General features: G+C 48.8%; 11 protein-coding genes, 2 tRNA genes and 2 rRNA genes (1 of these 15 running past the window's edge). 6 read left to right on the forward strand and 9 right to left on the reverse strand.

What is annotated here, in order from left to right; genetic code table 11:
• The 7 genes from PGN_RS06670 to rocD all read right to left on the reverse strand — a co-directional run.
• Positions 1-563, reverse strand: a 23S ribosomal RNA gene (locus tag PGN_RS06670); it reaches 2,334 nt to the left of the window's first position.
• A 109-nt stretch (positions 564-672) separates the two neighbouring features.
• Positions 673-746: transfer RNA gene (locus PGN_RS06675), tRNA-Ala, on the reverse strand.
• Position 747: 1 nt separating this feature from the next.
• A tRNA-Ile gene (locus tag PGN_RS06680) sits at positions 748-821 on the reverse strand.
• A 505-nt stretch (positions 822-1,326) separates the two neighbouring features.
• Positions 1,327-2,858, reverse strand: a 16S ribosomal RNA gene (locus PGN_RS06690).
• The 16S and 23S rRNA genes sit together here with 2 tRNA genes alongside, the layout of an rRNA operon.
• An 808-nt stretch (positions 2,859-3,666) precedes the next feature.
• The gene (gene pruA / locus PGN_RS06700; protein WP_012458244.1) at positions 3,667-5,298 is read right to left on the reverse strand and encodes an L-glutamate gamma-semialdehyde dehydrogenase; all 1,632 of its coding nucleotides are present in this window, start codon (positions 5,296-5,298) and stop codon (positions 3,667-3,669) included.
• A 76-nt stretch (positions 5,299-5,374) separates the two neighbouring features.
• Positions 5,375-6,304, reverse strand: coding sequence for a citrulline utilization hydrolase CtlX (gene ctlX / locus PGN_RS06705; RefSeq protein ID WP_012458245.1), 930 nt, complete (start codon positions 6,302-6,304; stop codon positions 5,375-5,377).
• A 6-nt stretch (positions 6,305-6,310) separates the two neighbouring features.
• Complete coding sequence (rocD, locus tag PGN_RS06710; protein ID WP_012458246.1) at positions 6,311-7,540, reverse strand: ornithine--oxo-acid transaminase; 1,230 nt, start codon at positions 7,538-7,540, stop codon at positions 6,311-6,313.
• Positions 7,541-7,989: 449 nt separating this feature from the next.
• On the opposite strand from rocD, the gene efp reads away from it, so the two are divergent.
• Positions 7,990-8,556 (forward strand): elongation factor P, encoded by a 567-nt coding sequence (efp, locus tag PGN_RS06720; protein ID WP_004585684.1) that lies wholly within the window; start codon positions 7,990-7,992, stop codon positions 8,554-8,556.
• A 535-nt stretch (positions 8,557-9,091) separates the two neighbouring features.
• Positions 9,092-9,598 carry an HU family DNA-binding protein gene (locus tag PGN_RS06725; RefSeq protein ID WP_012457647.1) on the forward strand — a complete coding sequence of 169 codons (507 nt, stop codon included), beginning with the start codon at positions 9,092-9,094 and terminating at the stop codon, positions 9,596-9,598.
• 141 nt (positions 9,599-9,739) lie between these two features.
• On the opposite strand, the gene PGN_RS06730 is transcribed toward PGN_RS06725, so the two are convergent.
• Positions 9,740-11,416, reverse strand: coding sequence for a putative transporter (locus PGN_RS06730; RefSeq protein WP_012458248.1), 1,677 nt, complete (start codon positions 11,414-11,416; stop codon positions 9,740-9,742).
• Between the two features lie 216 nt (positions 11,417-11,632).
• Between PGN_RS06730 and PGN_RS06735 the strand changes: the two genes are divergently transcribed.
• From PGN_RS06735 to PGN_RS06745, 3 genes are all read left to right on the forward strand, one after another.
• Complete coding sequence (locus PGN_RS06735; protein ID WP_012458249.1) at positions 11,633-12,988, forward strand: dipeptidase; 1,356 nt, start codon at positions 11,633-11,635, stop codon at positions 12,986-12,988.
• Positions 12,989-13,062: 74 nt separating this feature from the next.
• A complete protein-coding gene (locus PGN_RS06740; protein ID WP_012458250.1) occupies positions 13,063-14,337 on the forward strand; it encodes an amidohydrolase in 1,275 nt (424 codons plus the stop codon).
• 19 nt (positions 14,338-14,356) lie between these two features.
• Positions 14,357-15,178 carry a purine nucleoside phosphorylase I, inosine and guanosine-specific gene (locus PGN_RS06745; RefSeq protein ID WP_005874035.1) on the forward strand — a complete coding sequence of 274 codons (822 nt, stop codon included), beginning with the start codon at positions 14,357-14,359 and terminating at the stop codon, positions 15,176-15,178.
• Between the two features lie 531 nt (positions 15,179-15,709).
• Here the strand turns inward: PGN_RS06745 and PGN_RS06750 are convergent.
• Complete coding sequence (locus tag PGN_RS06750) at positions 15,710-16,240, reverse strand: hypothetical protein (RefSeq protein WP_230847001.1); 531 nt, start codon at positions 16,238-16,240, stop codon at positions 15,710-15,712.
• A gap of 864 nt (positions 16,241-17,104) precedes the next feature.
• On the opposite strand from PGN_RS06750, the gene PGN_RS06760 reads away from it, so the two are divergent.
• Positions 17,105-17,623 (forward strand): HU family DNA-binding protein, encoded by a 519-nt coding sequence (locus tag PGN_RS06760; RefSeq protein WP_012458253.1) that lies wholly within the window; start codon positions 17,105-17,107, stop codon positions 17,621-17,623.
• Positions 17,624-17,815 lie beyond the last annotated feature (192 nt).

Raw genomic sequence — 17,815 nt, forward strand, 5'->3', positions numbered from 1 at the left:
TTGTAGGCAGACGGGTTCAGGGTCTATTGCACTCCTCTGTTCGAGGTTCTTTTCACCTTTCCCTCACGGTACTGGTTCACTATCGGTCTCTCGGGAGTATTTAGCCTTACGGGATGGGCCCCGCCAATTCACACAGGATGTCTCGTGTCCCGCGCTACTCAGGTGCTCCGTCGTCTATGGTTCGATATGTCGGATACGCAGCTTTCATGCTCTTCGGCCATACTTTCCAGTAGGTTCTCCTATATCTATCATTAAACTTTTGTCGAAGTCCTATTACCCCGACTTTGCCGAAACAAAGCCGGTTTGGGCTAATCCCCGTTCGCTCGCCACTACTGAGGGAATCACTTTTGTTTTCTTCTCCTACGGGTAATGAGATGTTTCAGTTCCCCGCGTTCGCTCATGAAATCAATTCATGTGTCAGGCCTTGGCCTGACGGGTTGCCCCATTCGGATATCTGCGGATCAATTCGTATGTGCCGATTCCCGCAGCTTTTCGCAGCTTATCACGTCCTTCTTCGCCTCCGAGAGCCTAGGCATCCACCGTCTGCCCTTACTTACTTTTGTTCGCCCGGCAATCAATTGCCGCCGGCGGTATACTTAAGCTTGTTGTGCTCTACTTAAATTCTTTATTTGATTTTCTTCCAATATGTCAATGATCGCCTGTTTTCTTTCGTGGAGAATATCGGATTCGAACCGATGACCCCCTGCTTGCAAAGCAGGTGCTCTAGCCAGCTGAGCTAATCCCCCGTAGTCCCAGGCAGAGTTGAACTGCCGACCTCTACATTATCAGTGTAGCGCTCTAACCAACTGAGCTATAGGACTGCTTCTCTCTTATTCGAACTCTTCCGTCTGCCTGTGGCAGCTCCTTGCGCTGCATGACCGTTGCCCCTTATCTCTCTTTATTTTTTTCTTTTTGCCCTTTTTGCCTCGCTTCAAAAAAAGAAGCAAAGTTCGAAGCAGGGAAAGCTCGAAAGATAAACGAACCAAGGCCTCGGGGGAGGGAAAGACTCCTTATCTTCCGGTATCTCTCCATCTTCGATCCAAGAGAGAGAACACCCTCCCGGACATCCCGATTGATTGCATCGGAATATCCGCAGGTTATATTCGTTTTATTCATACGTCGAACAAATATGGCTTTTCGCCGTGCAGTAAAGTTTTTCGGATAAAAAAAAAGCCGAGAGCCGAAACCGAAGGCGATATATGGTCTTTTCTTCTTCCCCCGATCGGATAAATCTCCGACACCGGTTCCGTTGCAAAAAACCCTACCTTCAACCAATTCTCCTTAATTTTTCGGGCAACCGTTTATGTCAATCGGTCCGAACTCCAGAAAGGAGGTGTTCCAGCCGCACCTTCCGGTACGGCTACCTTGTTACGACTTAGCCCCAGTCACCGGTATTACCCTAGTGCGCCCCTTGCGGTTACGCCCTTCAGGTACCCCCGACTCCCATGGCTTGACGGGCGGTGTGTACAAGGCCCGGGAACGTATTCACCGCGCCATGGCTGATGCGCGATTACTAGCGAATCCAGCTTCACGGAGTCGAGTTGCAGACTCCGATCCGAACTGGGGAAGGGTTTAGAGATTCGCATCCGGTCGCCCGGTAGCTGCCCTTTGTCCCTCCCATTGTAACACGTGTGTCGCCCCGGATGTAAGGGCCGTGCTGATTTGACGTCATCCACACCTTCCTCACGCCTTACGACGGCAGTCTCGGTAGAGTCCTCAGCGAAAACTGTTAGCAACTACCGATGTGGGTTGCGCTCGTTATGGCACTTAAGCCGACACCTCACGGCACGAGCTGACGACAACCATGCAGCACCTACATAGAAGCCCCGAAGGGAAGACGGTTTTCACCATCAGTCATCTACATTTCAATCCCGGGTAAGGTTCCTCGCGTATCATCGAATTAAACCACATGTTCCTCCGCTTGTGCGGGCCCCCGTCAATTCCTTTGAGTTTCACCGTTGCCGGCGTACTCCCCAGGTGGATTACTTAACGCTTTCGCTGTGGAAGCTTGACGGTATATCGCAAACTCCTAGTAATCATCGTTTACTGCGTGGACTACCAGGGTATCTAATCCTGTTTGATACCCACGCCTTCGTGCTTCAGTGTCAGTCGCAGTATGGCAAGCTGCCTTCGCAATCGGAGTTCCTCGTGATATCTATGCATTTCACCGCTACACCACGAATTCCGCCTGCCGCCGCTGAACTCAAGCCCGGCAGTTTCAACGGCAGGCTGAACGTTGAGCGCTCAGGTTTCACCGCTGACTTACCGAACAACCTACGCACCCTTTAAACCCAATAAATCCGGATAACGCTCGCATCCTCCGTATTACCGCGGCTGCTGGCACGGAGTTAGCCGATGCTTATTCTTACGGTACATTCAATGCAATACTCGTATCGCCCGTTATTCCCGTATAAAAGAAGTTTACAATCCTTAGGACAGTCTTCCTTCACGCGACTTGGCTGGTTCAGGCTCTCGCCCATTGACCAATATTCCTCACTGCTGCCTCCCGTAGGAGTCTGGTCCGTGTCTCAGTACCAGTGTGGGGGATAAACCTCTCAGTTCCCCTACCCATCGTCGCCTTGGTGAGCCGTTACCTCACCAACTAGCTAATGGGACGCATGCCTATCTTACAGCTATAAATATTTCCTTGTAATATCATGCAATAATACAAGTGTATGCGGTTTTAGTCCGTCTTTCAACGGGTTATCCCCCTCTGTAAGGCAAGTTGCATACGCGTTACGCACCCGTGCGCCGGTCGCCATCAACCTTAGCAAGCTAAGATCATGCTGCCCCTCGACTTGCATGTGTTAAGCCTATCGCTAGCGTTCATCCTGAGCCAGGATCAAACTCTCCACTGTCATATTTGTGTGTTTGTTTGCTTCTGTTATTATCGCTCAGACGCCGATTATTACCCTTTGGATAATTCGATTTATCAGGTAGTACACCTCGGTTTCTTTTTCTCTCTCGGTCTTTTCGTTTTTCTCTTTGACAGAGTATATGTCCTCGTCGAGAGACGGTTTCGTCAATAACAGCCGGTAAATCCGCCCTCCTCTCTCTGCGAGGGGGCAGAAATCCTGCAAGAAATGGCGAAGCCCTTCTCTCTCCTTCTTGTACTACACTTTTGTTCTTCGTATGAACAATGTCAATGATCGCTGTCTTTTTATCCCCTATCCTCCCACCTCACGGCACAGAGCCGATCAAGCAGCGGACAGTGGGTGCAAAAGTAAAACCTTTTTCCGAATCGGCAAAATCAAACGGCGTTTTTTCGCCTGACTTTGAATAAAGGAGGCGTTTTGCCGTCCTTCCCGGAAAAGAGCACCGACGCGCTTGTCGGAAAATCCCTTTCACCCTTAATCAATCGGGCAGGAATCGCTTTTGCGGTCACAAAAATACGCCTTTTTTCTTTACAGACAAATCTTTCAAAATCTTTTTTCAACCGGTTCGACAAAAAAAACAGCCCCCGAAGAAAAGGACTCCCTCCCAAGAAAGAAGACAAAAGGGAGCGTATATATAATTTATAGTTCGCGCGCGTAAGGAGGCTGCACCAAAATCGAATTTTGACACAGCCTCTTACTAATCTCAAATACTGCCTCAGACAACCTATCTACTCGGATTGAAAGACCTTTTTGTCTCATTACAAAGTTTACCGGACAGCAATAATTTGGATCAATCCTTTGCCAAGAACGGATAAGGATAATCCGTCGGTGGCACGAAGGTTTCTTTCACGGTACGTGGATTACACCAACGCATCAGGTTAAGTGGCCCGCCTGCCTTGTCGTTGGTTCCACTGGCACGTGCACCGCCAAAAGGTTGCTGTCCTACAACGGCACCCGTCGGCTTGTCATTGATGTAGAAATTGCCGGCGGAGAAGCGCAGAGCATCCAAAGCCTGTTCGATGGCATAGCGATCGCGAGAGAAGATGGAGCCGGTCAGCCCGTAACGGCCAGTACTGTCGCAAAGGCGTAGCGTATCGGCAAAGTCTTTGTCCTCATAGACATATACGGTCAGGACGGGGCCGAAAAGCTCATCCGTCATCGTTGCGTAATGCGGATTTGTCGTTTCAATAACGGTAGGCCGTATAAAGTAACCCACGCTCTTATCTCCTTCACCGCCGAATATAATCTTGGCATCTGAATCTCGCTTGGCGGCAGCCAAATAGTTCATGATATTATCGAAAGAGGCTTCGTCGATAACGGCGTTGACAAAGTTGTCGAATTCCATTACGTCACCCATTTTGATACTGTCGAGCATATCGCCCATCACCTCTTTCACGCTCGGCCACAAAGAACGAGGGATATATGCGCGACTTGCAGCCGAACACTTCTGCCCCTGATACTCGAAAGCTCCGCGCACAAGAGCCGTAGCCACTTCGCGTGCTTCAGCCGAGGGATGAACCATCACGAAGTTCTTTCCTCCCGTTTCGCCCACTATACGGGGATAGCCACGATAGCGATCTATATTGCCGGCAATGCTCTTCCACAGCGTGTTGAACGTAGCAGTAGAACCGGTAAAATGGAAACCGGCCAAGTGTTCGTTCGCCGTGGCTACCCGACCGATCAAGCTACCCTGTCCGGGAAGGAAATTGACCACACCATCGGGCAAACCGGCCTCTTGGAAGATTTTCATAAGGAGGTAGTTGCTATGAAGAGCTGTAGTGGAAGGCTTCCAGATAGTAGTATTCCCCATCATGGCCGGTGCCAGATTCAGGTTGGAAGCAATACTGGTGAAATTGAAAGGAGTAACGGCCAAAACGAAACCTTCGAGCGAACGGTACTCCACCCGATTGAGAATGCCTTTCTCACTGATGGGCTGATCAGCATAGATCTGGCCCGCATAGTAGGCTCCGAAACGCAAGAAATCGATCAACTCGCAGGGAGCATCTATCTCTGCCTGCATCGGATTCTTGCTCTGCCCGAGCATTACAGAAGCTGCCAGCTGATAGCGATATTTGGTAGAGATCAACTCTCCGATGCGCAACATTACGGAAGCACGCTCAGTCCATGGCAGACGGCTCCAATCCTGACGAGCCTTTTCGGCAGCTTCGATAGCTTGCAGCACTTCTTTCTCCCCTACCCGATGATAGGTGGCCAGTCGAACAGCATGGTTATGGGGCATCACCACAGTGCCGGTATCGCCCGTTCGGATTTCTTTGCCTCCTATGATAATAGGAATCTCTATAGGCGTAGACAATTGTCGTTGAAACTCCTCTTTCAGTTTTTTTCTTTCCGGCGAACCCGGGGCATAGCCATAAACCGGCTCATTGACCGGCTTGGCAAAAGCAAAATGCGAATTATTCATTGTTTTTATTTCTTTTTATATATGATTCTGATGAATGGCGGGATGAAGCTATCGAAGCACATTCGCTCGTCCTTCACTATCCCTGAGGCAGGAATATCTCTGCCAGCATACAGCGAGCCGAGCCACCGCCATTCTTTTCTATCGTGGTCAGTTCCGGAGCTATGATCGTACTGAACCCTTCTATTTCGGCTACCTGCTCTTTCGTCAAGGAACGGCGAGCCTCGGCACTCATCACCAACAAGGATTGGCCTGTCTCACTCTCCACTTCGAGCATATTGCCCGCGAAGTGCTCCACCTGCTCCGTACTAATGGCTATGATGCGGTGTCCGTTAGCGGTCAGGCTATTCACCACCATACTGCGCTCGGCTTCGTCCCTGATGCACTCCAAACAAACGATCGCATAGCGCGAAGCCACACACATCATCACATTGGTATGATAGATGGGAGCACCATTCGCATCTATGGCGGTAAAAATCAATCCTTTGTAGTCCAATTCCCGACAAAATTCCTCTAATACCTTCGGATTGGTACGTTCGGAAGAGCAGCAGTAAGCTATACGATTGACCCTGTCCAATACCATACTGCCCGTGCCTTCGAGAAAACAATTGTCCCGTTCGTAGCCGGAGAGATTGATGATACGATCCACCCCTTCCATTTCACCAACAGTAGCCAGTACGGGCAATTTCCGCTCTTGCTGCCTGTTAGGTGCATACATGGGATAAAGCACCAATTCGCCTGTGACATGCGTGCTGAACCAATTGTTCGGGAATATCGAATCCGGTGTATGAGGTGTCTTCGAATCCTGAATGACCCATACATCTACCCCGTATTCGCGCAATAGATTGACGTAGTTGTCAAACTCTTTTTTCGCTTCCCTTGCTACTGCTTCGGGTACTCCCGTTTCTTTCTGGAAGCTGTTGTTTCTGGCCGTTTCGGCATTAAATCCAAAAAGAGCCGGGCGCACCATCAGCACCCGGTTCGTGGCCTGCTTGCGAATAAGAGCCATGAATGGTTACTCTAAAACCTTGATGGATTCCTTGATAATCTCCACGGCTTGCGCCAGCTCTTCACGTGTGATACAAAGTGGCGGAGCCAAGCGAATGATATGGCGATGCGTCGGTTTGGCCAGAAGGCCGCGTTCGGCCATTGCCTCGCACACGTCCCATGCCTCGTGTCCATTGTGCGGTTCGATGACAATAGCATTGAGCATACCTCGTCCGCGGACCAGCTTCAGTAGAGGGCTCTTGATTTTGAGCAACTCTCCTCTGAAATACTGCCCCAGCTCCTCGGCTCTCTCCGGCAAGCGTTCTTCTTTTACCACCGTAAGGGCAGCCATCGCCACTTTGCAGGCAAGGGGGAATCCCCCGAAAGTGGAACCATGCTCGCCCGGCTTGATCGTAAGCATAACCTCATCGTCTGCCAATACGCAACTTACCGGCAATACCCCGCCGGAAATAGCTTTACCGAGCACAACAATATCGGGACGAACGTCATCATGATCGCAGCAGAGCATCCGTCCCGTTCGTGCGATACCGGTCTGGACTTCATCAGCCACAAAGAGGGCATGGTACTTCCGGCAAAGCTCTGCAGCACGACGGATATAACCATCATCGGGAACAAAGACACCGGCTTCACCCTGTATCGGCTCCACGACAAAAGCAGCTACATGGTCTTTGTGTTCCTCCAATGCATTCTCCAAAGCTTCTATATTATTATAAGGTATATTGACGAAGCCCGGCGTATAAGGGCCATAATCGGTATAGCTGTCGGGATCGGAACTCATGGAAACGATACTGATGGTGCGGCCATGGAAGTTGCCGTCGCATACGATGATGACAGCCTTCTCTTCGGGTATTCCTTTCACACGATAACCCCAACGACGAGAGAGTTTCAAAGCTGTCTCCACAGCCTCCGCACCCGAATTCATCGGCAACATCTTATCGTAGCCGAAATAATGGTGCATAAACTCTTCGTATTCACCCAAACAATCGTTGTAGAAAGCCCGTGAAGTCAGACAGATTTTTTCTGCCTGTTCCTTCAGTGCTGCTATGATTTTCGGATGGCAATGCCCCTGATTGACGGCACTATAAGCAGAAAGGAAGTCGAAATAACGCTTCCCATCCACATCCCACACATAAGCTCCCTGACCACGAGAGAGTACCACCTCGAGCGGATGATAGTTGTGAGCACCGTAGCGATGCTCAAGATCAACGTAATACTTTGCTTTTTCTGACAAAACCATAATTGATTCGGTAGTAGAATTAGGACGGTATATCAGGCACATCAAACCAACATGCCCTACACCTTGGTATTTAAGCCAATATCGGCGACTCCAAATATAGAAAACAAATCTTTTGAAGTTGTCATTATGTCAATATTTTTAAGACTATGCAAACAAAATCACACCATACTGCAAAGCAGGCAGGACAAATTGCCCGACCAAACACACTTCCGACATAAGATAGGAAAGGAACCCGACATCAAATGAGCAGGATGCCTTCTCTTATCATGCCTTTCTTGATACCGGGATGTACACTCCATTTGAAAATAATCGGCCCTCTTCCTCGCGAACAATTTTTCTTATTTTTGCCTCCGCAACAGGAGGCTTTGCCTATATCCCGAAGGATCGGCAGCATTTCGAGAACCGCCCCCTACCCCTTTCGTCATCATTAAAAAAACGATTATACCCAAATGGCTACAACGGCAGACTTTCGCAACGGCATGTGTCTCGAAATTGAGGGACAGTACTACTTCATCGTCGAATTCCTTCACGTCAAGCCCGGCAAAGGCCCGGCTTTCGTCCGCACCAAACTCAAGAACGTGGCTACAGGACGTATCCTCGATAAGACCTGGAACAGCGGCGTCAAGGTCGAAGAGGTCAGAATAGAACGACGTCCCTATCAGTACCTCTATCAGGACGAGATGGGATACAACTTCATGCACCCCGAAACGTTCGAGCAGATCACCATACCGGGTGCAAGCATCGACGGCGTCCAGTTCCTCAAAGACGGCGATATGGTAGAAGCCATGGTACATGCCACCAGCGAAACGGTGCTCACCTGCGAATTGCCTCCGCACGTTAAGCTGCGTGTGACCTACACCGAGCCGGGACTCAAGGGCGACACCGCCACCAACACCTTGAAGCCGGCGACTGTGGAGACGGGAGCTGAAGTACGCGTACCACTCTTCATTCAGGAGGGAGAACTCATCGAAGTGGATACTCGAGACGGTTCCTACATCGGTAGAGTAAAGGAATAAACAAGAAAAGGGACTCTATCCCTCACGACAAAAAGCAAGGCACCCGCCGAAGTTCCTGTCGAACTCCGAGCGGGTGCCTTGCTTTTTTATGCTTTCAAGAAAAGTTTCTTCGGCGTCTTTTCCCCATCGAACGGCTGACGATCTATATATAAAACGTTTTCGATTTATATACAAAATGAAAACGATTAATATATAAATAAAAATCGATTTATATATTAATCGAAAATACTTTATATATAAATCATTCGGACAACTCCGAATAACCGGATTTCAGCTCCCCTTACGAAAGCCGGAAGAGTGCTTCGAAGCCTTTTTCTAAGAAATACGGAAGCCGTTTTATATATAAAGAGCAAAGCACCCTTCGTTGTTGAAAACTTTTTTCTGCAAAACATTTGGACGATCGGATTCTTTACCCTTATCTTTGCAGTGCAAACAGAGAGAAGAGGATGGCGCCGAATCGATCTCTCGATTGCTATTATTAAATTAATGGACAGGAAAAGTCCGCATTATTAAATCATTAATTCTTTCAATTATTATGTTATTCTTCAAAAGAAGACAATCCTGTATTGCCCACAAGGCAACAGGCAAGAAGCTGTGGTATCCGCAGACAGTCATCAACGGCAGCACTGCCTCCACCCTGCACATCGCAGAACAAATCTCAGAACTTTCGGGAGCCAGCCCGGGCGATGTATTCGGTATCCTGCGCGATTTGGGCATCGTCATGCGCAGGGAATTGGCTTCGGGCAAGAAGATCAAGCTCGACGGCATCGGTTGTTTCCGTCTCATTGCACAGGCCAAAGGATCGGGAGTGGAGAAGAAAGAGGATGTGAAAGCCTCCCAGTTCAACTCCGTTCGGGTCAATTTCAGGGCAGAGTGTCGTTACAATACGGTCACTCGCGAACGGGATTGTACGCTGATCGCTCCGGATCTCAAGTTCGCCGAGTACGGCAAGCCGCTTCCGGCAGGTGCTTCATCCAATGCAGGCGATAGCAATTCTCAAACCGGTGGTGGCAATCAGGGATCAGGAGGAGGAGGGCTCTAACCCGAATACGATCCGGATACCAATAGACTGTCCATAGGACCAAACAACGAAAAGAGTGCGCCGATCACAAAGATCAGGCGCACTCTTTGTATACAGAAAACTGTATTTTCCAGTTGTAAGTACAACACAAGAAAGGCGAGTCTATGCAAAGATGAGGATCATGATTTGTGCGAAGATGATACGGACGAACATCGAAAGCGGATACACGGTGGCGTACACCACAGAGGCTCCGTCACCTTTGAGCTGGCTATTCACATAGTCGAGAGCCATCGGATTGGCCGTACTTCCGCATATCATACCGGCTGTGCCATCGTACCTGTTGCGGAGCAACTTGATAGAAGCCCAACCGACCAATAGCGTAGGAAGCATCGTAATCAAAAAGCCCGTTCCGACCCAAAGCAGGCCGTCCCCGTGGATAATGGTATCGAAGAAATTGGCTCCGCTGGCCAATCCAAGTCCACCGAGATAGAGGATGATACCGAATTGGCGCAGAAGTAGATTGGCACTGTTGGTTACATAGGTGGTCAGGTGGAAGCGTGGCCCGAATGCTCCCATCAGAATACCGATGATGATAGGGCCGCCGGCTAATCCCAGCTTGATAGGCATACTGACACCGGGCAGATAGAAGGGGATCATGCCGAAAACACATCCCAAGACAAGGCCTCCGAACAAAGTGGTCAAATGAGGATTGTCCAACTGTTTGACCTCATCACCCAAAATCTCGGCCACACGCTCTACGGCCTTGCCTTCGCCAACGACGGTCAGGCGGTCACCCAACTGCAGGCGAAGATCTCTATCCGGCAGCAATTCTACTCCGGCCCTGTCCACACGACTGATATTGACCCCATACAGGTTGCGGATTTTCAGCATGCCGAGGCGTACGCCGTTGAGCTTAGGGCGAGTTATTACCAGCCTGCGTGATACGAGCTGTTTGTCCACACTGTTCCAGTCTATATCGGGACAGTTCCAATCCTTCATTTCCCTCTTGCCGAAGAGTATTTCGAGTTGTGAGGTATCCTCTTCACCGGAGACAGCGAGGATGTGATCGCCGAAATAGAGGATCATATCAGAGGTAGGGATCTCGACTTTACCGTTGTGCCAGACCCGTGTAATAACGAAAGGACGCTTGAGCAGAAGTGCTACTTCGCGAACGCTCTTGCCATCCAAAGCAGGATTGCAGATTTCATATTCGGAGAAGAAGGCTTTGGGAGCCTCGGAATCGTCTCGTTCCTCGACCTTCGGCATCATAACTTTCAGCATGGCCAAAGCAATAATAACACCCACAACGCCCAAAGGATAAGTAACGGCACAGGCCAGAGCCATTTCGGCCATTTCGGCCGTGGCATCGGGATTGATCTGATGGAGGGTCGTTTGGGCAGCACCCAAAGCAGGTGTATTGGTAGTGGCACCGGCCACGATACCCATCAGATTGGGCATGGAAATGCCAAGGATATAATAAAGGAGGATGCACAGGAGAAATGTGAGCAGGACTAATCCCAAAGAGATAAGATTCTGGGCAATGCCCCCCTTCTTGAGCGAAGGGAAAAAAGACGGGCCTACCTGTAAACCCAGCGCATAGACAAAGATTACAAGGCCGAAGTTCTGCGCAAAAGTGAGCATCACGGGATCGGTCGTAACCCCGAAATGAGAAGCCAAAATCCCGACAAAAAAGACGAAAGTGATGCCAAGCGAGATAGTGCCGATACGAAGCTTGCCCAACTGCAAGCCCAAAGCGCATACGAGACTGAGGATAATGATCGTCTGCGTAACCGACGGCTCGAGGAAAACTTCGCGGAGCCAAAGAACTATTGCGTCCATAATCTAACGTGAAGAGAGACTTTCTATGCTATGAGTCAGCCGTACACACTACCCTCTTCATAATTAGGAAATGACTACCGATGAGACAAAATCCTAAAATCTTTGGCCATTAATAATCCCGAATCGGATAGGGTTATAAACCGGCTATTAATTAGTTTGTACAAATGTATATGAAAAGTTCCTATCTTTGACGGGAACGAAAAATCAATCATAATCATGAATATCAGAGACTATATCCGCGAAAACGAGGCACGCTTTCTGGAAGATCTTTTTGCCCTGATTCGCATCCCCTCGGTGAGTGCAAAAAGCGAACATAAACCCGATATGCAGCGTTGTGCCGAACACTGGCGCAACCATCTCCTACAAGTAGGGGCACAGAAAGCAGAAGTATTCCGGACACCGGGCAATCCGGTCGTCTATGCGGAACGAATAATGGATCCGAAAGCCAAAACCATACTTGTCTATGCTCATTACGACGTGATGCCTCCCGAGCCTTTGGAGCTATGGAAGAGCGAACCGTTCGAGCCGGTAATCCGCGACGGCCATATCTGGGCGCGTGGAGCTGACGACGACAAAGGGCAGGGTATGATCCAGGTGAAAGGATTCGAAACGGCTTTGGCTCTGGGTTTGGTACAGTGCAATGTGAAGTTCCTCTTCGAAGGTGAGGAAGAGATAGGCTCTACCAATCTGGAAGCATTCTGCCGCGCACACAAGGAGATGCTATCGGCAGATGTGATCATCGTATCCGATACGAGCATGGTAAGCGCAGAAACCCCGTCGCTAACGACCGGTCTGCGCGGACTGGCATATTGGGAAATGGAGGTGACCGGCCCGAACAGGGATTTGCACTCCGGACACTTCGGCGGTGCCGTGGCCAATCCGATAAACGAGCTGTGCAAACTTATTGCCGGCATCGTGGACGAGAACGGTCGCATCACGATCCCCCATTTCTACGATGATGTAGTACCACTATCGAATGAAGAGCGTCAAATGATCGCACAGGTACCTTTCTCCGAAGAAAAATACTGCCAGGCTCTTGACATAGACACCGTATTCGGGGAAGCCGGATACAGCACACTCGAGCGGAACAGCTGTCGCCCGTCATTCGACGTTTGCGGTATCTGGGGTGGCTATACGGGAGAAGGTGCTAAAACGGTATTGCCTTCGAAGGCTTACGCCAAAGTATCGTCACGATTGGTGGCCAATCAGGATCACGAGAAAATATCCCAAATGTTCATCGACTACATCCGGTCGGTGGCACCTAAGCATATCAAAGTGAAGGTGACTCCTCTGCATGGAGGGGAAGCATACCTCTGCCCTATCGATTTGCCGGCCTATAAAGCAGCCGAAGAGGCGTGTACCATCGCTTTCGGCAAACGACCGCTTGCCGTTCGTCGGGGTGGCAGCATTCCTATCATTGCTACGTTCGAGAAAGTATTGGGACTGAAAACCGTGCTGATGGGATTCGGATTGGAAAGCAATGCCATTCACTCGCCGAACGAGAATATGCCGCTGGACATCTTCCGTAAGGGAATCGAATCGGTAGCCGAGTTCTACCGCATATACAAGTAAGAAGAAACCGTAGAGGGTGCATACAGGGCAAAAGGAAATCCTGTCGCACCCTCTTTCATTAAAAGAATACTGCATTGGGCATATTGATAAAACAGGCACTGCTGGAAGGTGTCCGTCAGGATATCAGGATCGAGGGCAACCGTATTGTGGAGGTTGCTCCGGCGATTGGCTGTCATGCCGATGAAATTATAGATGCCTCTTCCATGGCCGTTATACCCGGGTTGCAAAACTGTCACACCCATTCGGCCATGACTATCTTCCGAGGCTACGGCGATGATCTGAGACTGATGGATTGGCTTGAGAACTGGATATGGCCGGTGGAAGCACAGATGACAGAGGAAGATGTCTACTGGGGTTCTAAGTTGGCCTGTCTGGAGATGATCAAGAGCGGTACGACTGCTTTCCTCGATATGTACGCTCATACCCTTGCCACAGCACGAGCAGTAGAAGAGATGGGCTTGCGTGCCGTACTATCATCCACGCTCTTCGACAGAGGAGATCAGGAGCGTGCTCGCATCGACAGAGAACGCTGCTACAGTCTGCACGAAGCATTCTGCTCCTATAGCGACAGGATCCATTTTTCGGTAGGGCCTCATGCCATTTATACCGTAAGCGGAGAGCAATTGCAATTCTGTCATCGCTTCGCGAATGAGAAAAATGTGCTGATACACCTACACCTATCGGAGACAGAAGGAGAAGTCCGGGACTGCATCGCTAAGTTCGGTACCACTCCTGTCAGGTATCTGCACAAACTGGGCGTACTATCGCCCCAACTAATCTTGGCTCATAGCATCTGGCTGGATGATGAGGAAATGGACTTGCTGGCAGCTCATGGCTGTAAGGTGGTACACAATCCGGCTTCGAATATGAAATTAGCCTCCGGCTATCGCTTCCACTATGACGAGATGCGCAAGCGCGGAATAGTCATAGGTCTTGGTACCGATGGATGCTCCTCTTCCAACAATTTGGATATGATCATCGCCATGAAGCTGGCCGCCTTTCTCGGCAAAGCTTGGCGTTCGGATGCTACGGCAGTGAAAGCAACCGACATATACGAAAGTGCGACAGTAGATGGAGCTCGAATCATGGGTACGGATACCGGTGTCATAGCTCCGGGACGCTTGGCAGATCTGTGTCTGGTACGTCTGGACATCCCGGAAATGACTCCCTGCCACAACTTCATATCCAACTTGGTTTATTCTGCCAATGGCAGTGCAGTGGACACGACTATTGTAGATGGGAAGATCCTGATGCGCGGACGTAAAGTACCCGGAGAGGAAGCCATATTGGCCGGCGCAGCTGAAGCTGCATACAAACTGATGGCAAAGGCCCACAAAACACACGAATGAAATTATAAACATACCGCATATGAAACTCCAAGAACAGCATTACCACGAGGCAGCATCTTTCCTGTCCTCTCGTCTACCGGGCGATGCCAAAACGGCTATAATACTGGGTAGCGGCTTAGGCGAACTGGCCGAAAAAATCGAAAACAAGACCGTCATCCCCTACAATGAGATACCTCATTTCGCCCAAGCTACGGCTGTAGGGCACAAGGGTAATATCATCGGAGGAATCTTAGGCGGCACTCCTGTCGTTGCCATGCAGGGGCGCTTTCATTATTACGAAGGATATTCGATGGATCAGGTGACGTTCCCCATCAGGGTTATGAAGTTGCTGGGCATAGAAAATCTTTTCGTATCGAATGCTGCCGGCGGCATCAACACCTCTTTCAAGGTGGGAGACCTGATGATCATTTGCGATCACATCAACAACTTACCCAATCCATTGATCGGGCCTAATATGGATATGTTCGGCGTTCGATTCCCCGATATGACACGAGCTTATGACCGAGAGTTCATCGCTAAAGCCAAAGGCATAGCTCAAGAACTGAATATCCCGGTCAAAGAGGGTGTGTATGTAGGTCTTACAGGCCCCTCCTACGAAACGCCTGCCGAATACAAATTCTGGGGACAAGTGGGTGGCGATGCCATCGGTATGAGTACGGTACCGGAAGTAATCGTAGCTCGACATACGGGTATTCGTGTTTTCGGTATGTCCGTAATCACGAATGAAGGCTACCACTTTGCCGATGACTTCGTCAATGACGAGCAGGATGTTATCCGTGCAGCCAATGCCGCATCCGAAAAGATGGGCGCGATCTTTGCTCGACTGATCGCTGCCGTTTGAAAAATGATCCGGGTCTGAAAGAGACAAAAAGAGAGCTTCATCCCTTGCTCCGATGAAGCTCTAACGATAAAAACAATTCGAAAGACAGGCCCTCCTTGCTACAAAGGGGGGCCTGTTTTATTTTCTCTCTTATGACAAAGGTTCCAACCGATTACAGGGAATTCTTCTTGAAAAGGCAAAAGTCGCTGCAACAGATAAGGGTTACGACCGATAGAGACCGGTACAAAAAACGAGAGCGAAACGTCTCACGACGTCTCGCTCTCCAATTAACCTTAAAATCTAATACCATGAAAAACACACCACAAATATAATCACTTTATGCTAAACAACATATTATCGGAGGCAAAAACATGCATGTTTATGCTTATTTAACGTTTTGAAAAGATAATATAGAACCAAAAATCTCCTCTTTGGGATAAGATAAAAACAGACTTCTGCTATTGAGGCCGGCAAAAATAGTTTCCCCTTAAACTCCATCAACAGGCTGACTTCGATTCAGTTACAGTTCTTTTTCTTTCTTGGCTGTCAGCCTTATCTTTGAGGATTCTTCCTGCTTGCGTCTTTAGCTTTCTTCGAATGCTGTCCGAAAGTACTCTCCCAGTCGTTTTTCGTTATAGGGAGAAGGCCTTCACGCTTGAATATGGCTATCAGAGCATCGAAGTTTGCTTTGAAATCAGGATTCTTCCAGTCTTTAGGCACAAATCCGGCACAATGATTTTCGAAATGAACATCGCCAAAATTATATTCTCCGGACATTTTCGCCTCTCGCTCTGCATCTGTCGGTTCTGAAGCAAATCTGTAAAAGGATTCGATTATTACATACTCAACAGCTTTTTTGCCTGCATATCCTTTCTTGATATACTCGGTCGCAGGGCAAACTCTAAAGAAGAAGCCTTCATATATACCCTCGAAATAGAGATCTTCATGCAACGTAAAGCCATGCAGATCCAGAAAAGCATACTGATCTGACATCAACTTCTTTATTTGCTTCTTGCGCTTGTAGTATTCTTCGGAAGTAAATCCTACACCGATCCATAGTACAATGACAAAGGCCCAAATCATCAAGCCGAAGAGCAAAAAAATCCTCCTCTAAAAGCTGTATTCCAATAAGACTTCAAGCGTCCTTTTCTAATCACAGGTACTTCGTTCATTTTTTCTATTGTTTTTCGATTTTTATTTTGCCCTACGTACTTATCTAAATTTTCTACGGGAATAGATATGTACGTTAATTTTCATTCGGCAAACAAATATACAAGACTTCCCATATTTTGCAGATACTACTTCTATTTTTCCGATACTTATGACAAGGATCTTATCTACACACTACAGCCACACAAAAAAAACAGCAAACAAACACTTAAAGACACAAGCAGTACTATAGACCTCATAGGAGGCTTTTCTTGGAAAGTGGCTGTAAGATATATCGGGGAAGCTGAGACCGAAAGGAAAGGCGACCTCTGTCGGGGCACTTATTTCGATACACTATATATAAGGTATGGGATGCAGGATTGGGGGTGGTGTTCCGAGCGTTTCGGACAAGGGGCGGAGGCTTCTCTTGGGGCTGATGAAACCATGCTAAAACAACACCGAAATCAAACTATATACTTTGGCAAAACTAAACTATATAGTTTGGTGAGACTAAACTATATACTTTGGTTCAACCAAACTATATACTTTGGTGAGACCAAACTATATAGTTTGATCAGACCGATTTTTTTAGCCTGATTCAGGCCGACTAAAAAGAAAAGTTTTCGGAAAATTTTAGCCGAATAGCGCAAATTGCAATGCCCTCATTCACAATGAATTGCGAAATAAATATGGAAAACTTTTCAACAATGAGGGTCTTTGCTATTGTCCGTATAGAAAAAACGATACACTTTTGTGCGCCGCGATATTGCGGCCAAAACTTTTTAATCTATTTTAATTATGATTGGATATGTATCCAAGCAATCAAAAGTTGCCAATAAAGATGGCAAAAGAGTGTGGTATCCTCAGACTGTGGCTTCGGGTCGCGTCATCGATACCAAAAGAGTAGCACGCGAACTTGCTGCACGTTCGGGTGCATCCGAGGGGGATGTACATGGCATCCTGCATGACTTGGGACTCGTGCTGCGGGACTATCTCTCCACAGGGGCGCGCGTGGTATTGGACGGAGTAGGTTCCTTCCGGATCACAGCCAACGCACGTGGCAAAGGTGTGGAGAAGAAAGAGGATGTATCGCCTCGTCAGTTCAACAGCATCCGTGTGGCTTTCTATCCGGAGAAGCGGGTGAATCAGTCCACTCACACTACCAACGTGACGCTGATCGACCCCAATCTGCGGTTCGTCTACGTGAAGAATCCGAAAGATGCGGCAGGCAACGCCTCTTCACAGACGAATACGCCCGACAGCCCTACACCACCGGACGGTGGTGGCGAACAGGGGTCGCAGGGTGGCGGATTGTAGCGACCGGCATGTGATCGATAAGCACTTCGGGACAGAGATCTCCCGTAATGCTTGACGGTTTGTCACAGTAGCTGTCCGGTATTATCAGTAAAAGTATCCGGGGCAGGCTATATATCCGCCCAATCCAATCTTTTGGGAAATGAGACGATACCGATTGACTACTGTGACAAATGAAGTGAACCCTAAAAGTTG

Origin of the sequence: Porphyromonas gingivalis ATCC 33277 (assembly GCF_000010505.1) — a bacterium.
Lineage (GTDB): Bacteria > Bacteroidota > Bacteroidia > Bacteroidales > Porphyromonadaceae > Porphyromonas > Porphyromonas gingivalis.

What these genes read in the sequence shown, in the direction of transcription:
- pruA (WP_012458244.1), bottom strand. Translation starts at nt 5,298, where the DNA reads ATGAATAATTCGCATTTTGCTTTTGCCAAGCCGGTCAATGAGCCGGTT.
- ctlX (WP_012458245.1), bottom strand. Translation starts at nt 6,304, where the DNA reads ATGGCTCTTATTCGCAAGCAGGCCACGAACCGGGTGCTGATGGTGCGC.
- rocD (WP_012458246.1), bottom strand. Translation starts at nt 7,540, where the DNA reads ATGGTTTTGTCAGAAAAAGCAAAGTATTACGTTGATCTTGAGCATCGC.
- efp (WP_004585684.1), top strand. Translation starts at nt 7,990, where the DNA reads ATGGCTACAACGGCAGACTTTCGCAACGGCATGTGTCTCGAAATTGAG.
- PGN_RS06725 (WP_012457647.1), top strand. Translation starts at nt 9,092, where the DNA reads ATGTTATTCTTCAAAAGAAGACAATCCTGTATTGCCCACAAGGCAACA.
- PGN_RS06730 (WP_012458248.1), bottom strand. Translation starts at nt 11,416, where the DNA reads ATGGACGCAATAGTTCTTTGGCTCCGCGAAGTTTTCCTCGAGCCGTCG.
- PGN_RS06735 (WP_012458249.1), top strand. Translation starts at nt 11,633, where the DNA reads ATGAATATCAGAGACTATATCCGCGAAAACGAGGCACGCTTTCTGGAA.
- PGN_RS06745 (WP_005874035.1), top strand. Translation starts at nt 14,357, where the DNA reads ATGAAACTCCAAGAACAGCATTACCACGAGGCAGCATCTTTCCTGTCC.
- PGN_RS06750 (WP_230847001.1), bottom strand. Translation starts at nt 16,240, where the DNA reads ATGATTTGGGCCTTTGTCATTGTACTATGGATCGGTGTAGGATTTACT.
- PGN_RS06760 (WP_012458253.1), top strand. Translation starts at nt 17,105, where the DNA reads ATGATTGGATATGTATCCAAGCAATCAAAAGTTGCCAATAAAGATGGC.